This is a genomic window from Pseudomonas fluvialis, assembly GCF_002835605.1.
Taxonomy (GTDB): domain Bacteria; phylum Pseudomonadota; class Gammaproteobacteria; order Pseudomonadales; family Pseudomonadaceae; genus Aquipseudomonas; species Aquipseudomonas fluvialis.
In genome coordinates this window covers 41,198-63,757 of the sequence record NZ_PIYS01000027.1, presented here as the reverse complement: position 1 = coordinate 63,757, position 22,560 = coordinate 41,198, and the positions used below count along the sequence as shown (strand labels likewise).

Here is a 22,560-nt window from a genome sequence, read left to right as displayed (position 1 = left end):
CTTCAAGCGCCAAGCTTCAAGCTGCAAGACAATCATCTTGGATCGACAAGCCCGCAGTTGCTGCCAACCTGCAGCCTGGGGCCTGTCGCGTACCGCTGCTTACTGCGGATTGGCCCGGGTACTGGAGAGTAGCGACTTGAGACTGGCAGCCTTCGGCTTGACCAGCCAGAAGCGCCGCAGGTAGTCATCCAGATTCTCCTGCAAATGCGTACCCCAACTGCTACCGGTTTCCGCCACATACTCGTCGAGCACCGACTGCAGATGGCTGCGATAGGCCTCCATCGCTTCACCGGTGATGCGCTGGATCTCCACCAGCTCATGATTGACCCGATCGACAAAGCTGTTGTCCTGATCCAGCACATAGGCGAAACCGCCGGTCATGCCGGAACCGAAGTTGTAGCCGGTCTTGCCCAGCACACAGACGAAGCCGCCGGTCATGTACTCGCAACAGTGGTCACCGGTACCTTCCACCACGGTATGAGCCCCCGAGTTGCGCACCGCGAAGCGCTCGCCCGCCGTACCTGCGGCGAACAGCTTGCCGCCGGTGGCGCCATACAGACAGGTGTTGCCGATGATCGCCGACTCCTGACTCTTGAACGGACTGCCCGCTGGCGGAACGATAACCAGCTTGCCGCCGGTCATGCCCTTGCCCACATAGTCGTTGGCATCACCTTCCAGGTGCAGATGCAGACCACCCGCGTTCCACACCCCGAAGCTCTGCCCGGCAGTGCCCTTGAAGCGGAAGCTGATCGGCGCCTCCGCCATGCCCTGGTTACCATGTACACGAGCAATCTCACCGGAAACACGCGCGCCAATGGAACGGTCGCAGTTGCCGATTGCCAGCTCAAAAACAGCACCCGACTTGCTATCGATAGCCGCCCGCGCCAGTTCAACCATACGCTCGGCGAGCAGCCCCTGATCGAACGGCGGGTTCCTTTCTGCCTGGCAGAACTGCGGTTTGTCCGCCGGGATCAGCTCGCTACCCAGCAGCGGGGTCAGGTCGAGATTCTGCTGCTTGCCGGTCGCACCGGGCAGCACGTCGAGCAGATCGGTCCGACCAATCAGCTCACCCAGGCTGCGCACGCCCAGACGGGCCAGCCACTCACGGGTTTCCTCGGCGATGAAGGTGAAGAAGTTCATCACCATCTCGACGGTACCGATGAAGTGGTCCTTGCGCAGTTTCTCGTTCTGCGTAGCCACGCCGGTGGCGCAGTTGTTCAGGTGGCAAATACGCAGGTACTTGCAGCCCAGAGCGATCATCGGCGCGGTACCAAAACCGAAGCTCTCCGCACCAAGAATGGCCGCTTTGATCACGTCGAGGCCGGTCTTCAGGCCGCCGTCGGTCTGCACACGCACCTTGCCGCGCAAGTCGTTGCCGCGCAGGGTCTGGTGCGCTTCGGCCAGACCCAGCTCCCACGGGCTGCCGGCGTACTTGATGGACGTCAGCGGCGAGGCGCCGGTGCCACCGTCGTAGCCGGAGATAGTAATCAGGTCGGCATAGGCCTTGGCGACACCAGCCGCGATGGTGCCCACGCCAGGCTCGGCGACCAGTTTCACGGAAACTAGCGCCTGCGGATTGACCTGCTTGAGGTCAAAAATCAGCTGAGCCAAGTCTTCGATGGAGTAGATATCGTGGTGCGGCGGCGGCGAAATCAGCGTCACGCCCGGCACCGCATAGCGCAGGCGCGCAATCAGGCCATTGACCTTGCCACCCGGCAACTGACCGCCCTCGCCAGGCTTGGCACCTTGGGCGACCTTGATCTGCAACACCTCGGCATTGACCAGATACTCGGGGGTAACACCAAAGCGACCGGTAGCCACCTGCTTGATCTTGGAGCTCTTCAGCGTGCCGTAGCGCGCCGGGTCTTCGCCACCCTCACCCGAGTTGGACCGCGCGCCCAAGCGATTCATCGCCTCGGCAATCGCTTCGTGGGCCTCAGGCGATAGCGCCCCCAGGGAAATACCCGCGGAGTCAAAGCGCTGCAAGATGGCCTGTACCGGCTCTACCTCATCCAGCGCCAAGGGTTGCGCGGCTTCCTTGACCTGCAGCAGGTCACGGAGCATCGCCACCGGACGGTTATCCACCAGCGCAGCATATTCCTTGTACTTGGCATAGCAACCCTGCTGCACGGCAGCCTGCAGGGTGTTCACCACATCCGGGTTGTAGGCGTGATATTCGCCACCATGCACGAACTTCAGCAGACCGCCCTGCTGGATCGGCTTGCGTGCAGCCCAGGCCTCACCGGCCAGCAGCAGCTGTTCGGCTTCGATATCGACAAAGCGTGCCCCCTGGATACGACTGGCCACGCCACGGAAGCACAGCGAGGTCACCTCCTCGGACAAGCCTACCGCCTCGAACAGCTGCGCGCCGCGATAGGAGCCGATCGTCGAGATCCCCATCTTCGAGAGAATCTTCAGCAAGCCCTTGGCAATGCCCTTGCGGTAGTGCTTGAAGACCTCATAGAGGTCACCCAGCACCTCACCGGTACGGATCAGATCGCCCAGCACCTCATAAGCCAGGAACGGATAGACCGCCGAGGCCCCGAAGCCCACCAGCACGGCATAGTGATGCGGGTCGCGTGCAGTGGCGGTTTCCACGAGGATATTGCAATCGCAACGCAGGCCCAGCTCAACCAGATGATGATGCACCGCGCCCACCGCCAGCGCGGCATGAATCGGCAGCTTGCCCGGCGCAATATGCCGGTCACTCAGCACCAGCAGCACCTTACCGGCACGCACGGCAGCTTCGGCTTCCGCGACCACGCGACGCACGGCAGCCTGCAAGCCTTCGCTCTGCGCATAGTTAAGGTCAATGTGTGCGCGCTCGAAGCCCGCACGATCCAGATTCATCAGCGCTCGCCACTTGGAGGGCGAAATCACCGGAGAACTGAGAATGACCCGCGCAGCATGCAACGGCGACTCTTCGAAGATATTGCGCTCGGCCCCCAGGCATACCTCGAGCGACATGACGATGGCTTCACGCAGCGGGTCGATCGGCGGATTGGTCACCTGGGCGAACTGCTGACGGAAATAGTCATAGGGCGAGCGAACTCGCTGACTGAGCACTGCCATGGGCGTATCGTCGCCCATGGAGCCCACGGCCTCCTGACCCTGCTCGGCGAGCGGACGCAGTACCTGATCACGCTCCTCGAAGGTGACCTGGAACATCTTCATGTATTGCTTGAGCTGCTCGCTGTCGTAGAAGGCCGAACCATGATCATTGTCGGCCATGGTCGCCTGGATACGCAGGGCATGCTCGCGCAGCCATTTCTTGTAGGGATGACGCGACTTCAGACGATTGTCGATGTCATCGGTAGTCAGCACCTGACCTGTTTCGGTATCCACCGCAAGAATCTGTCCAGGCCCGACGCGCCCCTTGGCCAGCACGTCTGAGGGCTGGTAATTCCACACGCCGATTTCCGAGGCCAGAGTGATGTAGCCATTCTTTGTGGTCACCCAACGCGCCGGACGCAGGCCATTGCGATCCAGCAGGCAGGCCGCATAACGCCCATCGGTCAACACCACGCCAGCCGGGCCGTCCCACGGCTCCATATGCATGGAGTTGTACTCATAAAAAGCACGCAGCTCAGGGTCCATGGTTTCGACATTCTGCCAAGCCGGCGGAATGATCATGCGCACGCCACGGAACAGATCGATACCGCCGGTCACCATCAACTCCAGCATGTTGTCCATGCTCGAAGAGTCGGAACCGACACGATTGACCAGCGGCCCCAGCTCTTCGAGGTCGGGAATCTGCTCATTGGCAAACTTCAGACGACGCGCCTGGGCCCAGTTGCGGTTGCCGGTGATGGTATTGATTTCGCCGTTGTGCGCCAGGAAGCGGAAAGGTTGCGCCAGCGGCCATTTCGGCAAGGTATTGGTCGAGAAACGCTGATGGAACACGCAAATAGCGGTTTTCAGGCGCTCGTCGCTCAAGTCTGGATAGAAGGCGGCCAGGTCGGCCGGCATCATCAGACCCTTATAAATGATGGTCTTGTGCGAGAAACTGCAAATGTAGTGATCGCTGTCGGCAGCATTGGCTACCGAAGAGCGGCGCCGCGCGCTGAACAGCTTGATGGCAAACTCTTGCTCGCTGAAACCCTCGCCGCCGATAAACACCTGCTCGATCTGCGGCAGGCGCTCCAGAGCCAGGCGCCCAAGCACGCGCGTATCGATAGGCACCTTGCGCCATCCGATCAGCTGCAGACCGGCAGCGAGGATAGCGCGGTTCATGTTTTCGCGAGCCTGCTCGGCTTTGCTGGAGTCCTGATTGAAGAACACCATGCCTACCGCGTACTGCGCCGGCAATGCGACCGAGAACTGCTCCTGAGCCACCGCACGCAGGAACTGATCAGGCTTCTGGATAAGCAGACCACAACCATCCCCCGTCTTGCCATCCGCATTGATGCCGCCGCGGTGCGTCATGCAGGTCAGCGCCTCAATGGCGGTCTGCAGCAAGTGATGACTGGCCTCACCCTGCATGTGGGCGATCAAACCAAAGCCGCAGTTATCCCTGAACTCATCAGGACGGTACAAACCTGCTTTCATAGACACCCTCACCGCAAAAACATGAACAATTACAGCAGCTTACCTTTCGCGCACAAGGAAACACCGAGTTTTCCACGGGCGAAAGGGAAGCCATTGTACATATCTGCCTGTGCGTGTCACACATTTTTGCGACTCAAACGCAAAAATATATGTCGCAATTATGAAAGAATCCGTCGCTGCACCATGTTAGAGCACTTTCGCACCAAAATGGCGCATCAATCCATTTCCTGCTGGATACTCCCGATACTACGCGGCCAAGGCTTACCCGCCTGAAGCTTTGCGGGCAACTCACGGATGGCAGCCTGCGCCGCTGTGCGACCACTGAACGCACCATATGTGACCACAAACAGCGGCTGCCCCTGATGCTGCTTGCGGAAGTAGCGATATTCGCCACCACCCTGGCGCACCAGCGCCTGCGCATTGGCCTCGGAGCGCGTACCCGCTACCTGCAACACATAGCGCCCTGCCGCCTGACTGCGATACCAGGCGCTATCCGCCAACACACCCTTAACCGAAGCAGACTGAGGCTTGCTGACTGCGGCCGGAGCAGGCTTCGCAGGCACGTTCTGTACAGGAGGGACGGGCTTCGGTGCCGGTGCCGATGCCGGCGCCGGCGCCGGCGCCGGCGCTAGTGCTGGTGCTGGTGCTGGTGCTGGTGCTGGTGCTGGTGCTGGTGCTGGTGCTGGTGCTGGCGGCAAGGCTGGCACAGCCACCACAGGTGCAATACTGGTAACCGGAGCAACAGGCTCAGCACTACCCGGCGAGACAACCTCCTCGGCTTCCGAACCCGCCGCCGCGGCAAGCGGCTGACGAATGACAGGCTGCGCTTCACCCACCAGCGGAAGCGGCAATGGCTGACGCGCACCATCGAAGGCAATTTCCGTCGACTCACCTGCCACAGGCTGCGCAGCCTTTACTACCGGCCGCACCGCCAATTCAAGGGGTCGCTCCGCCTCAACCTGCAGCGGAGCAGAGGTTTCACGCTGCATGAACCAAGCCGCCGCCATAGCGCCAGCCACCACCAGCAGCGCCAACAAGTGCTTGACAGGCCACTGTACACGCGAGGCAGTCGTCGAGCGCCGGGCCGCCAACATGCCGTCCAGCAGCTCATCCTTGGCAACCTGGTTAATACCGCCCGGCCAACCACCGGATGCACGATGGATTTCCTGCAACTGCTCTTCGTCGAATAGCTCGAGCGCCTGCCCCGCCCCCTCCAGGCGCTGCGCCAGATACTCGCAGCACTCCTCGAACGAATAAGGCTGCAAGGCTATGGCGTGATAGCGCTCTTCGCCGGCAGACAGGGAATCGAGACGCGCCAACAGGGAAGGCTCCGCAAACAGGAATAAATGCGGATGACCGTCTCGCCCCCCCTCTGCCAAAGCGAACAAAGCACGCAAAGCCGACTCATCGAGCAGCTCTGCATCATCCACTAACAGGTAAACTTCCTGGCCGGTCAAGGTAAGCTGTCCGATGCGCGCAAGCAGCATCGGCAACTCCGCCTGTTGCTCGCCAATTCCCTGCGCCACCTGACGCAACAGGGAGGCTGCATCTGGAGATGTTCGCGCCGACAACACCACACTGAGCACCGCCTGCTTATTGGTGCTGGCAACCAGTGCCTGGCGCAATAGCGTCTTGCCACTCCCCTGAGGCCCGCTCACCACCAACAACAACTGGCTATAACGCGCCAGATGATGCAACTGCCCAAGTACCGGCTTGCGTTGCGCAGGAAAGAATTTGAAGCCCGGCACTCGAGCCGCAAAGGGGTCATGACTGAGCTGGTAATGCGCGAGGAAAGCCTCGTCAGCATGCATGCTGTTCATTTAGCGTCGAATCTCTCAGAGTTGCGCGACAATAGCGGCATAGTCGGTTAGCAGTACGTCCTGCAGCAGGCTCGCCGGATAATCAGCAGTGACACAGGCCTCGCCCATTGCCTTGAGCAAAACAAGGCGCAACTGACCATCCAGCACTTTCTTATCCACAGCCATATGCTGCAAGAAATCTTCCGCCGTCATCTCGGCAGGCGGCACCACGGGCAACCCCGCCGCAAGTAACAAGCGCGCCACGCGATCACGCTCACTGGCTGTCAACCAACCCAAGCGATGTGACATCTGTGCGGCCATGAGGGTTCCAGCCGCCACGGCTTCGCCATGCAGCCACTTGCCATAGCCCATGTGGGTTTCGATGGCATGCCCGAAGGTGTGTCCAAGGTTTAGCGTGGCGCGCAATCCCGACTCACGCTCATCCGCAGCAACTACCCGGGCCTTGGCAGCACAGGACCGCTCGATAGCCTCAATGAGTGCCGCTGGCTGCAACCCACGCAGGGCAACGATGTTTTGTTCCAGCCAGTCAAGAAAAGGCGCATCGCAAATCAAGCCATACTTGATCACCTCGGCCAAACCTGCCGACAACTCACGCGCGGGAAGGGTTTGCAGGGTGGCAGCATCAATCAGCACAGCCTTGGGCTGATAGAACGCGCCGACCATATTCTTACCCAGCGGGTGATTGATGCCGGTCTTGCCACCCACCGAGGAATCAACCTGCGAGAGCAGTGTGGTCGGAACTTGGATGAAGTCGACGCCGCGCTGATAGCAAGCAGCAGCAAAACCCGTCATATCACCGACAACCCCACCGCCCAAGGCGATCAGGGTCGTGCGCCGATCATGGCGCGCCTGCAGCAAGCCATCGAAGATCCGCTGCAAGTGCTGCCAATCCTTAAACGCCTCACCATCGGGCAGAACAATAGAGATAACCGCATAGCCACCGAGCGCCTGCTGCAAACGCTCCAGATACAAAGGTGCAACCGTGCTGTTGGTTACGATGGCCACCTGCCGCCCGGCAATGTAGGGGCGCAACAGATCACCCTGCCCCAACAGATGACTGCCAATGATGATCGGATAACTACGCTCGCCGAGATCGACCTGAAGTGTACGCATGCTGCCCTCGCTAAAATGGCTATTAGGATACCGCAGAAGCGGCAGCCAATCAGCGAGGAGGAAGACTCTGCAGCTGCGCGAGAATTTCCTGAACCACCAGGCGCGGCGGCCGTTCATCGGTTTCGATGATGATATCTGCCACCTCTCGGTAAAGCGGGTCACGAATCGCCATCAATTCAGTGAGAACACGCCCAGGATTGGCCGTTCGCAACAAGGGGCGGTTACGATCACGCGAAGTGCGCTCCAACTGCTGCTCCACCGACGTGTGCAGGTAGATAACCCGGCCACCCTGGCGAATAGCCTGGCGGTTCTCGGGACGCATCACCACACCACCGCCTGTCGCCAGAACCAGGCCATCCTCCGCGCAAAGCTCAGCAATCATAGCCTGCTCGCGCTCACGAAAGCCCTGTTCCCCCTCTACATCAAAGATCCAGGGAATATCCGCCCCCGTACGCTGCTCGATTTCCTTATCGGAATCTTTGAACAGGTAACGCACTTCCTTGGCCAACAAGCGCCCGATGGTGCTTTTACCAGCACCCATCGGGCCGACCAGAATCAAATTGGCCACAAGCACTCAGCGATTCACGGCAATCGACTGACTATTCATGATGCGCGGGGTGAGGAAGACCAGCAGCTCATTCTTCTTGTCTTCCACAATGTCACGACGGAAGAGACGCCCCAAGTATGGCAGGTCGCCCAAGAAAGGCACTTTCTCCACTGATTTAGTCTGCGTACTGGAGAATACGCCACCCAAGACAATGGTCTCACCGTCATTGATCAACACCTTGGCGTTAACCTCGTTCTTCTTGATTGGCGGAACACCTTTGACTGCCTGAGAAAAGTCCGGCTCATCCTTGTTGACCTTAACTTCCATAATCACTCGATTATCTGGCGTGATTTGCGGTGTTACTTCGAGGGAAAGCGCAGCTTCCTTGAAAGCAACCGTGGTCGCACCGCTGGAGCTAGATTCTTCATAAGGGATCTCCGAGCCTTTGAGAATCTTGGCCGTCTCCTTGTCCGAAGTCACCACTTTAGGCTGAGAAATCACTTCCCCGTTACCGGTTTTTTCCATCGCCGACAACTGCAGATCAAGAATGGCATTATCGGTTACAAAGCCCAAACCAATACCAGAGGTACTGTTAGCCAAGCCCATATCGACAAACGGAACCGGTGCTACACCATCTTTAGCCGTCCAGTTACCGACAGTGTCAGTACCAGGGAGACGCAATGTAGTCACTCCATCTTTGGTTTCGACAGTTTGAGCACCGTCCTTACCGTAGAAATTCCAGTTTTTGTCACCCCAGAAAGCGCCCCCCCAACGAACACCCAGAGCCTTGTCGTAACCAACAGCCGCCTCAACAATACGCGCCTCAATCATGACTTGGCGTACCGGAATATCCAGCTGCGCGACAACGCGGCGCAATTCATCCAAGCGATCCTGCGTCTGGAATGCAATGATGCTGTTGGTGCGATCGTCCACGGTAATTGAGCCACGATCCGGAACAGCGCCATCTGCAGTGGCAACCGACTGGAACAGCTTGGCGATGTCAGAAGCTTTGGCGTAGTTAACCTGAATCAGCTCGCGACGCAGAGGGGCGAGCTCAGCAATTTGCTTCTTCGCCTCAAGCTCCTGACGCTCACGCGCGGCGATTTCTTCCGCCGGGGCAACCAACAAGACATTGCCGACCTTGCGTTTGTCGAGACCCTTGGTTTTCAGAACCAGATCCAGCGCCTGATCCCAAGGCACATTCTGCAGACGCAGCGTAATGCTGCCCTCCACAGTATCGCTGGCAACCAAGTTCAGGTCAGTGAAATCGGCGATCAACTGCAGCACCGAACGCACATCAATATCCTGGAAGTTGAGCGAAAGCTTTTCACCCGTATAGGCAAAACGCTCAGCTTTGCGCTTCTCCACTTCATCCTGGGCCAACGGCTTGACGCTGATGGTCAGACGATTGTCAGCCTGAAAAGCCAGATAATCATAAAAGCCGGTTGGCTCAATGACGATGGATACATTATCGCCGCTCACACTGGCATTGACGAAGTTAACCGGCGTTGCGAAATCCTTGACATCAAGACGCGCACGCATGGCCTCAGGCAACTGCGTTTTGGCAAATGTGACGCGAATTTTGCCACCCTGCTCCTCGATATTCGGCGTGATACTGGAGTCCGAGAGATCGATAACCAGATTGCCTTCACCCTGCTCGCCACGCTGGAAATCAATATTCCGAATTTCCTTGGCTGCGGAGGTCACTGCTTTAACGGGCGCAGTCACAACGGGCTGCGCCACCGGCGCAGCGGACGCGGCAACAGGCGCCTGGCCCGCACCAATCACCACGTAAAGGTTATTACCCTCAACACGGGTAGAGTAAGGCGTAAGCGTAGTAAGGTTAACAATCAGACGGGTGCGATCTTTAGCCTCCACTACAGTCAGGCTGCGTGCATTACCCGCACCCAGCTCACGATTCTTGATCCCCAACTTGCTGGAGACTCCAGGTAGATCCAGAGCAATTCGCGCAGGCTGCTCGATGGTATAGCCACGCGGAGCGGCGACTGGCTCATCCAGGCCAAGCTTGAGCTCGATCTTGTCACCTGGTAGCGAGGCTACGTCCAGGCTCTGAATGTTGGCCGCCAACAAGGAAGGCGCAAAGCCTGCCAGAACCGCAGCCAGACCGAGAGGGAGGAATCCGTGCTTCATCGGGCAGCCTCGACGTGAAGAGTTATCTGTGTTGTTCATCGTGCATTCGTCCTATGAGCGCTCTTTGAGCGTAAGGGAGCGCGGGCGCTCGACCCATCCGCCCTCACCGTCGGTAACAATTTCCACTACATCAATCTGCGACTCGCTGATAGCCACCACCTTGCCATGATTGGTGCCGAGATAATCACCGATCTTGACGCGATGCACGCCATCACTACCGGTAATCAACGCATAGGTACCTGCGTCGTTAGACAGCGTGCCTACCATGGTAAAGGTCTCTATATTGAAACCCTCCAGAAACTGCTTGATCCGCGTCTCGTCTGGCTTGACCACTCGATCACCAGCTTTTTGCTTAGCAGCCATGTCAATCTTGATGGGCGGCTGGAAGGGACTCCGCAAGTTGCTGGCCTGATAAGTAAAAGGCTCGTAGGCAGCAAACTTGGGCAACGGCTCGATAGCGCCCTTTGGACGAGCACGCACCTCATCCATAAAAGCATTCAAATCCGCAAAACCAGAGTGAGACTCGCAACCGGCAAGCAATGTTGCGACAGCAAGCGCAGCTAAATACTTAAAGCGGATCATTGATTAACCCCCTTATCGTTGTAGCGATAAGTTTTGGCCAAAATCCCCATCTTCAAACGTGAACTGCCCTCTGCAGCAGGAGCAATAGCGAAATCATGCAGGGTTACGATGCGCGGCAAGCTCGCCACACCGCTGACAAAAGTTGCCAAATCGTGATAGCTGCCCACCACATCAATCTGAATAGGCAACTCGATATAGAACTGCTGAGCCACCTCAGGTAACAGCTTGATTTGCTCGAAATCTAGACCACTACCCAGACCAGTACGCGTGATATCCTCGAGCAAGCCAGGCACTTCAGTATCGCTGGGAAGCTGCCTCAGCAAAGCACCAAACGACTCCTCCATTTCCACCATTTGCTCTTTATAAGCATCAAGATTGGCGGCCTGAAATGCCTTAACAGAAAACTGCTCCTTCAGGGTTTGCTCTTCCGCCACCTGTGCATCCAGCGAAACCTGCAGATCTTGCAGATGGAAGTGGTACCCGAGAAAAAGCACAACCACAAACAAAATAACAGCAAAGATGAACTTAACAGGTGCCGGCCAGACACCGATGTTATTGAGATCAAGCTCCGACAGTTCAACTTTCTTCAGCGATTCGAGACTCTTGGCAAAACTCATGGCTTAACTCCCGCCTGCTCACCTTCAACCGGCGGCCTGGTTTGCTGCACGGTCAACTGGAACACATTGGCCTGATCGACAGCCCCGGCAGTCACAGCCTTAACCTCGGTCAGGTTGGGCGCAGTCAGCCACTCGGAAGCATCCATGTTGCGCATCAGGTTCGACACACGGTTGTTGGATTCGGCAGCGCCCACTACCGCAATGGTTTGGCCGTTCATTTTCAGACTGGTGAAATACACACCATCCGGCAAGGTGCGCACCAATTGATCAAAGATTCGCCCAATGATCGGGCGATTGCCTTGCAGGTCCTGGATGATCTTCATCCGCTCCAAGAGCTGTTCCCGTCGCTGTTTCAGCTCGCTGATTTCAGCGATTCGCGCATCCAAAACCGCAATTTCCTTGCGCAGATAGTCGTTGCGAGCCTGCTGGGACTCAATGGCGCCATTGAGATACTGGTCGCCAACAAAAACCAGGCCACCAGCCACGACAAGCACGCCAGCCAAAGTAACCATGAAGCGCTGCTTACGCTCCTCGCGCAGCTGCTCACGCCAAGGGAGTAGGTTGATCCGTGCCATCAGTCAAAACTCCTCATTGCCAGGCCGCAAGCAATCATCAAAGCAGGCGCATCACTGGCGAGCGCACCCGCATTGACCTTGCCACTTAGCGCCATATCGGCAAAAGGATTGGCCACCAGCGTTGGCGTGCCGATTTTCTGCTGGATCAAACGATCCAGATCAGCAATTGACGCGGTACCGCCAGCGAGCAGGATGTAATCCACATCATTGAACTGCCCAGAGGCAAAGAAGAACTGCAGGGAGCGAGAAACCTGCTGCACTACGGCATCCTTGAAGGGTTGCAAGACCTCCGAATCATAGTCATCCGGCAAACCACCCTGCTTCTTGGCCAACCCCGCCTCTTCAACGGACAGACCATAACGACGCTGAATCTCGTCAGTCAGCTGCTTACCGCCAAACAACTGCTCGCGGGTATAAATCGTGCGACCGTTGTGCAGGACGCTCAACGTAGTCATCGTGGCGCCAATATCCACCACAGCCACGGTAAGATCATCAGAGCTGCTACTCAACTGCGATGCCAGCAAGCCATACGCCCGCTCCAGCGCATAGGCCTCCACGTCAACCACCTTGGCGGTCAATCCAGCCAGTGCAAGCGCAGCCTCGCGCACCTCGACGTTTTCCTTACGGCAAGCTGCCAGCAGCACCTCTACCCGTTCGGGGTTGCGCGCAGAAGGCCCCTGCACCTCGAAGTCGATCGCCACCTCTTCCAGTGGATAAGGAATGTACTGATCGGCTTCGATCTTCAGCTGAGTTTCCAGCTCGTCATCCGTCAGACCAGCTTCCATCTCGATGGTCTTGGTAATGACCGCCGAACCGGCAACGGCGACCGCGGCCTGCTTGACCCCGCTTTTGGCTCGCGCCACCACACGCGCAAGAGCCTGGCCGACACCTTCCAGCTCGGCAATATTCTTTTCAACAACGGCATTGGGTGGAAGAGGCTCGACGGCGTAGGCCTCTACCTTGTAGCGGCTTCCCGAGCGACTCAGTTCAAGGAGCTTGACCGAGGTCGAGCTAATGTCGATCCCCAGCAGCGTGTTCGCTTTCTTGTTGAAGAGCCCTAGCACGACGGATTTCCTATCAGCATCCGATACTTACGGACGATTTATGTTTTTCCACATTAAATAACAGTCTTGACAGAAGCGCAAATGGCTCCCCTTGAAAAAAACCGCTTATAATGTGACCAGCTTTTCCCTTTTCACCGAAGCCTACTCTTAACTCATTCTTTTATCTGGAAATCCCATCATCTTGATTCGCCTGCTCAAGTTTTTCTGGTGGTCTGGCGTCGCCATATTTTGTGCTGCACTGCTCAGTTTCAGTGGCGCCTACCTGTATCTTAGCCCCAGCCTGCCGTCCGTCGAGTCGCTACGCAGCATCCAACTGCAGATACCTCTGCGCGTCTACAGCCATGATCAGAAACTGATCGCTGAGTTTGGCGAGATGCGCCGTGCGCCCATTGCCTTTGCCGACATTCCTGAAGATTTTATTGCAGCCCTGCTTTCGGCCGAGGACGACAACTTCAGCCAACATCATGGCGTCGACTTCAGCAGCCTGTTGCGCGCTGCGACACAATTATTGAAAACCGGACAGATCCAAAGCGGCGGCAGCACCATCACCATGCAGGTGGCGAAGAACTTCTTCCTCACCAGTGAACGCAGCTTCTCACGCAAAATCACCGAGATTCTGCTTGCCTTGCAAATAGAACGAGAGCTGAGCAAGGAAGAAATCCTTGAGCTCTATGTCAACAAAATCTACTTGGGACACCGAGCCTACGGCATCGAAGCCGCTGCCCAGGTCTACTACGGAAAGCCCATAGGCGAACTGAGCCTGGCCCAGATGGCCATGATTGCCGGCCTACCCAAAGCCCCCTCGGCATTCAATCCGCTGGTCAATCCTACACGCAGCAAGGAACGCCGCGACTGGATTCTGGGGCGCATGTATCGCCTCGGCAAGATTGATCAGGCACGCTATCTGGCCGCCATCGAAGAGCCCATCGCCGCCAGCTACCACGTGCCAAAGCCAGAGCTCAGCGCACCCTATATCGCCGAGATGGCACGCGCAGAAATGGTCGGCCGATACGGCAGCGAAGCGTACACCGAAGGCTTCAGGGTGTATGTCACAGTACCCAGCAACCTCCAGGAAAGCGCCAACCGCGCCCTGCATGAAGGGCTGCGTAGCTACGATCAGCGCCACGGCTATCGCGGCCCGGAAGCACGCCTGGCTGAACTACCTCGCGAGCAATGGCCTGCCCGTCTAGCGCAGCAGCGCAGTCTAGGCGGCCTGGAGCCCGCCTTGGTCACCCAGGTTGAGCAAAGCGGCATCCTGGTCATGCTACGCAACGGTGAAGAACAGGCAGTCGCCTGGACAAGCATGCAGTGGGCGCGGCCCTTCCTCAACAGCAATAGCATGGGCCCAGTGCCACGCAAACCGGCCGATATCGTCCAGCCCGGCGATATTATCCGAGTCAAGCGCCTGGATGACGACAGACTCGTTTTCGCCCAACTGCCTGCTGCGCAAAGCGCACTGGTTACGCTGGATCCGGCAAACGGCGCCATTCGCGCCCTGGTAGGCGGCTTTTCTTTCGAGCAGAGCAATTACAACCGTGCCACCCAGGCCAAACGCCAGCCAGGCTCCAGCTTCAAACCCTTCGTTTACAGCGCTGCACTGGATAACGGCTACACCGCTGCCAGCCTGGTCAATGACGCCCCCATCGTTTTCCAGGAAGCCGGCATGGCCGAAGCCTGGCGACCGAAAAACGACAACAACACCTTCCTTGGCCCCATTCGCCTACGCGAAGCGCTTTATCGTTCACGTAACCTGGTATCGATTCGCCTTCTGCAGGATCTGGGTATCAATAAGACACTCAGCTATATCGAGCGCTTCGGCTTTCGCCGCGAAGACCTGCCTGGCAATCTTTCGCTAGCCCTGGGCACCGCCAATCTGACGCCGATGGAAATCGCTACCGGATGGGCAGCATTCGCCAACGGCGGGTACAAGATCGAACCCTACCTGATCGAACGGATTGACAGTCGCGACGGACAACAGCTATTCGTCGCCAATCCGCGCAGCGTGCCCGGCCTGACACCGCTACTACCCAGCAGCGGTGTCCCGTCTAGCGAGAGCGTGCCGCCAAGCGCAGAGCAAATCATCGACCCACGCACCAGCTATATCCTCACCAGCATGCTGCAGGACGTCATCACCCGCGGCACCGGCAGGCGCGCCCTGGCCTTGCAACGTGCCGACCTGGCCGGCAAGACCGGTACGACCAATGAGTCCAAGGACAGCTGGTTCTCCGGCTACAACGCCGACCTGGTCACTACGGTGTGGAGCGGTTTCGACCAACCGGCCAGCCTGGGCCGTAACGAATATGGTGGCACGGTTGCCCTGCCGATCTGGATGAGCTTTATGGGTGAAGCACTCAAGGACCGCCCACAACGCCTGCTACCACAACCGCCTGGGGTGGTAACCCTGCGTGTCGATCCGTTCAGCGGTCGCGCAGCGACGCCCGGCAATCCAAACGCCTACTTCGAGGTTTTCAAAAGCGAGGACACTCCGCCTTCGATGAGCGAGTTCGACCCCAGCCTGCAAGCCCCTGGCAGTCCGCTGCCCATCGAGGAAGATGCACCGCTGGATCTGTTCTGATCACCTAGAAAAACGCCCCGTGACCAAAGGTGACGGGGCGCAACCAGAACCCAGCGAGTTCAGCGGCGCAAACGCATGCCTGGCTGGTCATCCTCGCTCATTTCCAGGCTGAGCCCCTGACTCATGCTGGTCAGGTGCTCACCATCCGTTTCCGAACCGAGCTTGATCATCAGACGCAGGTCGTTCGCCGAATCGGCATGCAGCAAGGCATCTTCGTAAGTGATTTCGCCCTGCACATAGAGGTTGTACAGCGCCTGATCGAAGGTCTGCATGCCTTGCTCGGTGGAGCGCTTCATCAGAGGTTTGAGTTCATGAACCTCACCCTTACGGATCAGGTCAGCCGCCAGCGGGGTATTGATCAGCACTTCGATTACCGCGCGACGCCCCTTGCCATCCGGTGTCGGCACCAGCTGCTGAGCGACAATGGCCTTGAGGTTGAGCGACAGGTCCATCCACACCTGGTTCTGCCGATCCGGCGGGAAGAAGTTGATGATTCGATCCAGCGCCTGGTTGGCATTGTTGGCGTGCAGGGTCGCCAGACACAAGTGCCCGGTTTCGGCAAAGGCTACCGCGTAGTCCATGGTTTCACGTGTACGAATCTCGCCAATCAGAATCACATCGGGCGCCTGGCGCAGAGTGTTCTTCAGGGCAACCTCGAAAGAGTCGGTATCGATGCCCACTTCACGCTGGGTAACGATGCAACTCTGGTGCTGATGGATGTACTCGATCGGGTCTTCGATAGAGATGATGTGGCCACTGGAATTCTTGTTGCGATAACCGATCATCGCCGCCAGCGACGTTGATTTCCCGGTCCCTGTGGCCCCGACGAACAACACCAGGCCACGCTTGGTCATCGCCAGCTTCTTCAGCACCTCAGGCAACTTGAGGTCTTCCAGGGTCGGAATATTGGTTTCGATACGCCGCAACACCATGCCGGCCAGATTGCGCTGATAGAAGGCGCTGACCCGGAAGCGGCCGATGCCACGTGCACTGATGGCAAAGTTGCACTCGTGATTTTCGGCAAACTCGCGACGCTGCTGTTCGTTCATCACCGAATGCACGGTTTCACGGGTCTGCTCGGGTGACATCGGCACCTTGGTCACCGGCATGATCTTGCCATTGACCTTCATCGACGGCGGCACCCCCGCCGTGATGAACAGGTCGGAACCACCCTTCTCGACCATCAGTCGCAACAGTTTTTCAAATTCCATGAAGCCCTACCTGCACTGGCACAGCGACCGCGCCGCCTCGGCGGGCGGTCGTATTTATCAGAAGTTTTCCGGAGTCTTGGCTTTCTCGCGGGCGTTTTCCCGGCTGATCAGCCCCTTGGCCACCAGGCTCTTCAGGCAGGCATCGAGGGTCTGCATGCCCAGCGCACCGCCGGTCTGGATCGCCGAATACATCTGCGCCACCTTGTCCTCGCGGATCAGGTTACGAATGGCCGGCGTGCCGATCATGATCTCGTGGGCCGCTACCCGGCCACCGCCAATCTTCTTGATCAGCGTCTGCGAGATAACCGCCTGCAACGATTCGGAAAGCATCGAGCGAACCATGGATTTCTCCTCGGCCGGGAACACGTCGACGATACGGTCGATGGTCTTGGCTGCCGAGGTGGTGTGCAGGGTGCCGAACACCAGATGACCGGTTTCCGCAGCAGTCAGCGCCAGGCGGATGGTCTCCAGATCGCGCATCTCGCCGACCAGAATAATGTCCGGGTCTTCACGCAGGGCCGAACGCAGCGCCTCGTTGAAGCCCAGGGTGTCGCGATGCACTTCACGCTGGTTGACCAAGCACTTCTTCGATTCGTGAACGAATTCGATCGGGTCTTCCACGGTAAGAATGTGGTGGTACTTGCAGTTGTTAAGGTAGTCGAGCATCGCCGCCAGGGTGGTCGACTTACCCGAACCGGTCGGACCGGTCACCAGCACCAGGCCACGCGGCACATCGGAGATCTTCTTGAAGATCTCGCCCATTCCCAGTTCTTCCATGGTCAGCACCTTGGAAGGAATGGTCCGGAAGACCGCGCCGGCCCCACGGTTCTGATTGAAGGCGTTAACCCGGAAGCGCGCTACGCCGGGCACTTCAAAGGAAAAGTCGGTCTCGAGGAATTCCTCGTAATCCTTGCGCTGCTTGTCATTCATGATGTCGTAGATCAGCGCATGGACCTGTTTGTGATCCATCGGCGGCAAGTTGATCCGCCGCACATCGCCATCCACGCGAATCATCGGCGGCAAGCCAGCCGAGAGGTGCAGGTCCGACGCGCCTTGCTTGGCGCTGAAGGCAAGCAGCTCGGTAATATCCATGGGACTCCCCAATCAGATGCAAGCAGGTAGAATGCCGCAGAGCCAAGACGGCCGGGCTATAGAGCGCAAGTAATGTCCACGATAGCAGAGAATATTGCAAAGGTTGCCGCGCGCATCCGTGCGGCAGCGCAAGCCTCGGGGCGTGATCCCGCACACATACAGCTGCTCGCAGTGAGCAAGACCAAGCCGGCACAGGCCGTGCGCGAGGCCTTCGCCTGCGGCCAGCGTGACTTTGGCGAAAACTACCTGCAGGAAGCGCTGAGCAAGCAGCAGGAACTGGCCGACCTGCCGATTACCTGGCATTTCATCGGCCCCATCCAGTCCAACAAGACCCGGCTGATTGCCGAACATTTTGCCTGGGTGCATTCGGTAGACCGCCTGAAAATCGCCCAGCGCCTGTCCGAACAGCGCCCGGCCAACCTGCCCCCGCTGAAGATCTGCCTGCAGGTCAACATCAGCGGCGAAGCCAGCAAGTCAGGCTGCTCGCCCGCAGAACTCCCGGCGCTCGCCGCCGCCGTGGCCAAGCTGACTAACCTGCAACTCTGCGGTCTGATGGCCATCCCCGAGCCCAGCGACGATCTCGCGCAGCAGCGCGCCGCCTGCGCGCAATTGCGCCAACTGGCGAGCGACCTGCAGCCGCCCCTGGCGACGTTGTCCATGGGCATGAGCCATGACCTGGAAGCCGCCATTGCCGAAGGTGCCACCTGGGTACGCATCGGCACCGCCCTGTTTGGCGCCCGCGACTACGCCACCCCTCACTCTTAAGGAATACCGATGAATTCGCCTCGCATAGCCTTTGTCGGCGCCGGCAACATGGCCACCAGCCTGATCGGCGGCCTGCTCGCCCAGGGTGTCCCGGCCAGTCATATCCGCGCCAGTGACCCCGGTGTAGAGCAACGCAGCCGCCTGAACGCCGAGCACGGCATCGAACTGTTCGCCGACAACCCGGCCGCCATCGCCGAAGCCGATGTCGTGGTGCTGGCGGTCAAGCCCCAGGTGATGAAAGCGGTCTGCCTGGACCTGGCCAAGCACCTCAAGGGGCATGAGCTGGTTGTCTCGATCGCCGCCGGCATCAGCTGCGCCAGCCTGGCCAACTGGTTGCGTGCGGAGCGCCCCACTGCGCCGGCCATCGTGCGCTGCATGCCCAATACCCCAGCCCTGCTGCGCCAGGGCGTCAGCGGTCTGTTTGCCACGCCCGAGGTCAGCGCGGCGCAGCGCCAGCTTGCCGAACAACTGCTGGGCGCGGTTGGTCTAGCCTTGTGGCTCGACGAAGAACAACAGATCGATGCGGTTACCGCCCTGTCCGGTAGCGGCCCAGCCTATTTCTTCCTGCTCATCGAGGCCATGACCCAAGCCGGCACACAACTCGGCCTGGATGCGCAAACCGCCGCACGCCTCGCCCAGCACACTGCACTGGGCGCGGCCCGCATGGCCGCGGAAAGCCAGGTCGAGGCCGGCGAGCTCCGCCGTCGGGTCACCTCGCCCAACGGCACCACCGAGGCAGCCATTCGCTGCTTCCAGGCCGGCGGTTTCAGTGAACTGGTACAGCAGGCCATGCAGGCTGCCCAGCAACGCTCGGCCGAACTGGCCGCCCAACTCGGCGACTAAACCCGGAGCTTTCCCATGAATGGTTTGAGTACTGCCTTCATCTATGTCATCCAGACGCTCGGCAGCCTGTACCTGCTGATCATCCTGCTGCGTTTCATCCTGCAACTGGTACGCGCCGACTTCTACAACCCGCTCAGCCAGTTCGTGGTGCGCGCCACCCAGCCGCTGCTCAAGCCGTTGCGCCGGCTGATTCCCGGCCTGGCCGGCCTGGACATCGCCTCGCTGGTGCTGGCTATCGGCGTGCAGCTGCTGCTGATGATCGTCACCCTGCTGTTGATGGGCATCGACGTTGGCGGGCATCTCGCGCAACTGCTGGTGTGGTCGCTGATCGGTGTGACTTCGCTGTTCCTCAAGGTGTTCTTCTTCGCCCTGATTGTCAGCGTGATCCTCTCCTGGGTCGCACCGGGCAGCTACAACCCGGCGGCACAACTGGTCAACCAGCTGTGCGAACCATTGCTGGCACCGATTCGCCGCCTGCTGCCCAACCTGGGCGGGCTGGACATTTCACCGATCTTTGCGTTTATCGCACTGAACCTTTTGGACATGCTGGTGATTGGCAACCTGGTCGTCATGACCGGCATGCCCAAGGCCCTCAGCCCGTTCATCTGATGAGCTACTTTCGCTGGGACGGCGCCGATCTGTTGCTCGACTGTCACCTGCAGCCCAAGGCCAGCAAGGATGAATTTGCCGGGCTGCATGGTGAGCGCCTGAAAATCCGCATCAGTGCCCCGCCGATCGACGGCAGGGCCAATGCCCAGCTACTGGCGTTCATCGCCAAGGCTTTTGGCGTGGCGAAAAGCCAGGTCAGCCTGGACAGTGGCGACAGCAGCCGGCAAAAGCGCGTACGCATCCAGGCGCCCCGCCAGCTCCCTGAGCTGCCCGGCCTGGCACCCGCATCCTGAGTGGTTACGCAGGCGGCAGACTGCCACGCATTGACGCTGGCCTCGCGCTCTCCATAATGCAAGCACCGCCTACCAGGTCGACATACGTCCGGAGAGATTGCCATGAGCATGGAACGACTCAGCCAGCAGGTCGATGCCTATGTCGCCTGGAAGCGCGAACTGATCCGCGAGATCACCCGCTACCGCAGCTGGCTGGAACACAACCGGCTGAACTCCGAGACGCTGACCGCCAAGCTGGAGCGTGCACTCAAGCTGTTGCGCACCGACCACATCACCCTGGCCTTCGTTGGTGAGTTTTCGCGCGGCAAGACCGAGCTGATCAACAGCCTGTTCTTCTCCGAATACGGCCAGCGCATGTTGCCCTCGCAGGCCGGGCGCACCACCATGTGCCCCACCGAGCTGTTTTTCGACCCACGCAGCGAACGCTCCTGCATCCGCCTGCTACCCATCGAGACACGCAGCAGCGCCGCCAACATTGCGCAGTTCAAACGCATCCCGCGCTATTGGGTGAATATTCCCCTGGACAGCAGCGATCCGGCCAACATGGCCCAGGCCTTTGCCCAGGTCGCACGCAGCAAAGCCATGCCGGTGGAGCAGGCCATCCAACTGGGCTTCCACCCCGACGGCCTGGAACCAGCCGGCAAACCGGGACAGGTACTGGTGCCGGCCTGGCGCCATGCGCTGATCAACTTCGATCACCCGCTGCTGCGCCAGGGCCTGCGCATCCTCGATACGCCCGGACTCAACGCCTTGGGCAGCGAGCCCGAGCTGACCCTGTCGATGCTGCCCAATGCCCAAGCCATTCTGTTCCTGCTGGCCACCGATACCGGGGTCAGCGCCAGCGACATGGCCATCTGGCAAAACCACATTCGCCAACTGGATGAAAACACCCAGAGCAGCCTGTTTGCCGTGCTCAACAAGATCGACATGCTATGGGATGACCTGGCCGGAGAAGCCAAGATCGCCCAGAGCATCGAGCAGATGCGCCAGAGCACTGCCAAGCAACTGGGCATCGACGCCGATAACGTGCTGCCGCTGTCCGCCAAGCAAGCGCTGCTGGCCAAGGTGCGTGGCGACCGCGCGCTGCTCGCGCGCAGCCGTATGGCCGATCTCGAGCACCTGCTCTGTGAACGCATCGTTGCGCAAAAGGAACGCCTGCTCGAAGAGCGCGTGGTCAACCAGGTGCTGGCCCTGCTCAACAACAGCCAGCATGCCCTCGCCCTGCGCCTGGAGAAAGTCCGCCAGCAACAGCAACTGCTGGAAAACCACCAGCAGGACAATGGCCAGTTGCTTTTCGAACTGACCGCCAGCACCAAGGAAGAACATGCCCAGCACCATCGGCGCCTGCTGGGCCTGAAAACCAATCAACGCCTGCTCAAACGCCAGGGCGACCTGCTCTGTCAGGCGCTGCGTGCCGAACAACTCGACCAGCAGCTCAGCCTGCTCAGCGACAGCCTGAACGGTAGCTGGACGACCCTGGGCATCCAGCAGGCCATCCTGCGTTTCTTCGACAGCATCGAGCATGATCTGGACAGCTTTGCCAGCGAAGCGGAACAGGCCAACCGCATGGTTGCGGCCATCTACCAACGGCACAACCAGGATAATCCGCTGCACGGCGTCGATGCCCCGCAGTTCAACAGCAAGCGCTACCAGCGCGAGCTCGGCCAACTGCGCCAGAAAGCCGACCAGTTCCGCCTGCAGCTAAAGACCCTGCTGACCGAGCAGCGCACCCTGAGCCGACGCTTTTTTACCACCCTGGTGCAGGAAGTGGTCAGTCTGCACAAGCGCCTGCGCGAGGATGCCCGGCAATGGGCCGGTGACGCCCTGATGCCGCTGATGCAGTACACCCTGGAACACAAGCAACTGCTGGAAAGCCATATGCTGCGCCTCAAGGCCCTGGCCCAGGACACCCAGCAGGCACGCCAGCGTGGTCAGCAACTGGCGCGCTACAGCAGTGAACTGGAGCAGCAACTGGCCCAGGCCAACGACATGCTGCGCCAGCTGCGCCGTCCGGCGCCCATCCAGCGTCAGGGCAAGGTGGTCAGCCTGCCACAGGCGGCACGCCAGGACTCCGGCGAGGCCTGAGGCCGCGTATTGCACAGCCTTGCCGCTGGCCTTCACGCTCTTTAGACTGGCGCCTCCGTCTAGCAAGAGC

The 22,560-nt window shown here is 59.2% G+C and carries 17 protein-coding genes; 6 read left to right on the top strand and 11 right to left on the bottom strand.

Annotation, left to right across the window (positions count from 1 at the left end):
- Nucleotides 1–99: 99 nt before the first annotated feature.
- From gltB to CW360_RS13220, 9 genes are all read right to left on the bottom strand, one after another.
- Nucleotides 100–4,548 (bottom strand): glutamate synthase large subunit, encoded by a 4,449-nt coding sequence (gltB, locus tag CW360_RS13260; RefSeq protein WP_093984930.1) that lies wholly within the window; start codon nt 4,546–4,548, stop codon nt 100–102.
- A gap of 215 nt (nt 4,549–4,763) precedes the next feature.
- Nucleotides 4,764–6,368, bottom strand: coding sequence for an AAA family ATPase (locus CW360_RS13255; RefSeq protein WP_101194017.1), 1,605 nt, complete (start codon nt 6,366–6,368; stop codon nt 4,764–4,766).
- Nucleotides 6,369–6,383: 15 nt separating this feature from the next.
- Entirely contained in the window at nt 6,384–7,481 is a 1,098-nt protein-coding gene (gene aroB, locus CW360_RS13250; protein ID WP_101194016.1) for a 3-dehydroquinate synthase, read from the bottom strand.
- Between the two features lie 49 nt (nt 7,482–7,530).
- The gene (gene aroK, locus CW360_RS13245; protein ID WP_093984975.1) at nt 7,531–8,049 is read right to left on the bottom strand and encodes a shikimate kinase AroK; all 519 of its coding nucleotides are present in this window, start codon (nt 8,047–8,049) and stop codon (nt 7,531–7,533) included.
- A 6-nt stretch (nt 8,050–8,055) separates the two neighbouring features.
- The gene (locus CW360_RS13240; RefSeq protein WP_170307401.1) at nt 8,056–10,179 is read right to left on the bottom strand and encodes a type IV pilus secretin PilQ; all 2,124 of its coding nucleotides are present in this window, start codon (nt 10,177–10,179) and stop codon (nt 8,056–8,058) included.
- A 51-nt stretch (nt 10,180–10,230) separates the two neighbouring features.
- Nucleotides 10,231–10,761, bottom strand: a complete 531-nt coding sequence (gene pilP / locus CW360_RS13235; protein WP_101194014.1) for a type 4a pilus biogenesis lipoprotein PilP — start codon at nt 10,759–10,761, stop codon at nt 10,231–10,233.
- Nucleotides 10,758–11,378: a type 4a pilus biogenesis protein PilO gene (gene pilO / locus CW360_RS13230; RefSeq protein ID WP_093984925.1), complete on the bottom strand. Its 621-nt coding sequence runs from the start codon at nt 11,376–11,378 to the stop codon at nt 10,758–10,760. Before pilO ends, pilP begins: the two co-directional genes overlap by 4 nt.
- Nucleotides 11,375–11,953 carry a type 4a pilus biogenesis protein PilN gene (gene pilN / locus CW360_RS13225; RefSeq protein ID WP_093984924.1) on the bottom strand — a complete coding sequence of 193 codons (579 nt, stop codon included), beginning with the start codon at nt 11,951–11,953 and terminating at the stop codon, nt 11,375–11,377. The genes pilO and pilN overlap by 4 nt, the downstream gene beginning before the upstream one ends.
- Nucleotides 11,953–13,017 (bottom strand): pilus assembly protein PilM, encoded by a 1,065-nt coding sequence (locus CW360_RS13220; RefSeq protein WP_101194013.1) that lies wholly within the window; start codon nt 13,015–13,017, stop codon nt 11,953–11,955. Before CW360_RS13220 ends, pilN begins: the two co-directional genes overlap by 1 nt.
- A gap of 181 nt (nt 13,018–13,198) precedes the next feature.
- Here CW360_RS13220 and CW360_RS13215 point away from each other — a divergent pair, with 181 nt between their 5' ends.
- Nucleotides 13,199–15,592: a penicillin-binding protein 1A gene (locus CW360_RS13215; protein WP_101194012.1), complete on the top strand. Its 2,394-nt coding sequence runs from the start codon at nt 13,199–13,201 to the stop codon at nt 15,590–15,592.
- Between the two features lie 59 nt (nt 15,593–15,651).
- Here the strand turns inward: CW360_RS13215 and CW360_RS13210 are convergent, their stop codons facing one another.
- Nucleotides 15,652–16,803 (bottom strand): PilT/PilU family type 4a pilus ATPase, encoded by a 1,152-nt coding sequence (locus CW360_RS13210; RefSeq protein WP_093984921.1) that lies wholly within the window; start codon nt 16,801–16,803, stop codon nt 15,652–15,654.
- A gap of 57 nt (nt 16,804–16,860) precedes the next feature.
- Nucleotides 16,861–17,895 (bottom strand): type IV pilus twitching motility protein PilT, encoded by a 1,035-nt coding sequence (gene pilT / locus CW360_RS13205; protein WP_093984920.1) that lies wholly within the window; start codon nt 17,893–17,895, stop codon nt 16,861–16,863.
- A gap of 72 nt (nt 17,896–17,967) precedes the next feature.
- Between pilT and CW360_RS13200 the strand changes: the two genes are divergently transcribed.
- From CW360_RS13200 to CW360_RS13180, 5 genes are all read left to right on the top strand, one after another.
- Entirely contained in the window at nt 17,968–18,660 is a 693-nt protein-coding gene (locus tag CW360_RS13200; protein ID WP_101194011.1) for a YggS family pyridoxal phosphate-dependent enzyme, read from the top strand.
- A 9-nt stretch (nt 18,661–18,669) separates the two neighbouring features.
- Nucleotides 18,670–19,503 carry a pyrroline-5-carboxylate reductase gene (gene proC, locus CW360_RS13195; RefSeq protein ID WP_101194010.1) on the top strand — a complete coding sequence of 278 codons (834 nt, stop codon included), beginning with the start codon at nt 18,670–18,672 and terminating at the stop codon, nt 19,501–19,503.
- Nucleotides 19,504–19,518: 15 nt separating this feature from the next.
- The gene (locus CW360_RS13190) at nt 19,519–20,112 is read left to right on the top strand and encodes a YggT family protein (protein ID WP_093984917.1); all 594 of its coding nucleotides are present in this window, start codon (nt 19,519–19,521) and stop codon (nt 20,110–20,112) included.
- Nucleotides 20,112–20,405 carry a DUF167 domain-containing protein gene (locus tag CW360_RS13185; protein WP_093984974.1) on the top strand — a complete coding sequence of 98 codons (294 nt, stop codon included), beginning with the start codon at nt 20,112–20,114 and terminating at the stop codon, nt 20,403–20,405. The genes CW360_RS13190 and CW360_RS13185 overlap by 1 nt, the downstream gene beginning before the upstream one ends.
- A gap of 102 nt (nt 20,406–20,507) precedes the next feature.
- Nucleotides 20,508–22,490: a dynamin-like GTPase family protein gene (locus CW360_RS13180; protein WP_093984916.1), complete on the top strand. Its 1,983-nt coding sequence runs from the start codon at nt 20,508–20,510 to the stop codon at nt 22,488–22,490.
- Nucleotides 22,491–22,560: the final 70 nt, after the last annotated feature.

Coding starts and splice junctions, on each gene's coding strand:
- gltB (WP_093984930.1), bottom strand. CDS start 4,548: ATGAAAGCAGGTTTGTACCGTCCTGATGAGTTCAGGGATAACTGCGGC.
- CW360_RS13255 (WP_101194017.1), bottom strand. CDS start 6,368: ATGAACAGCATGCATGCTGACGAGGCTTTCCTCGCGCATTACCAGCTC.
- aroB (WP_101194016.1), bottom strand. CDS start 7,481: ATGCGTACACTTCAGGTCGATCTCGGCGAGCGTAGTTATCCGATCATC.
- CW360_RS13240 (WP_170307401.1), bottom strand. CDS start 10,179: ATGAAGCACGGATTCCTCCCTCTCGGTCTGGCTGCGGTTCTGGCAGGC.
- pilP (WP_101194014.1), bottom strand. CDS start 10,761: ATGATCCGCTTTAAGTATTTAGCTGCGCTTGCTGTCGCAACATTGCTT.
- pilO (WP_093984925.1), bottom strand. CDS start 11,378: ATGAGTTTTGCCAAGAGTCTCGAATCGCTGAAGAAAGTTGAACTGTCG.
- pilN (WP_093984924.1), bottom strand. CDS start 11,953: ATGGCACGGATCAACCTACTCCCTTGGCGTGAGCAGCTGCGCGAGGAG.
- CW360_RS13210 (WP_093984921.1), bottom strand. CDS start 16,803: ATGGAATTTGAAAAACTGTTGCGACTGATGGTCGAGAAGGGTGGTTCC.
- pilT (WP_093984920.1), bottom strand. CDS start 17,895: ATGGATATTACCGAGCTGCTTGCCTTCAGCGCCAAGCAAGGCGCGTCG.
- CW360_RS13200 (WP_101194011.1), top strand. CDS start 17,968: ATGTCCACGATAGCAGAGAATATTGCAAAGGTTGCCGCGCGCATCCGT.
- proC (WP_101194010.1), top strand. CDS start 18,670: ATGAATTCGCCTCGCATAGCCTTTGTCGGCGCCGGCAACATGGCCACC.
- CW360_RS13190 (WP_093984917.1), top strand. CDS start 19,519: ATGAATGGTTTGAGTACTGCCTTCATCTATGTCATCCAGACGCTCGGC.
- CW360_RS13185 (WP_093984974.1), top strand. CDS start 20,112: ATGAGCTACTTTCGCTGGGACGGCGCCGATCTGTTGCTCGACTGTCAC.
- CW360_RS13180 (WP_093984916.1), top strand. CDS start 20,508: ATGAGCATGGAACGACTCAGCCAGCAGGTCGATGCCTATGTCGCCTGG.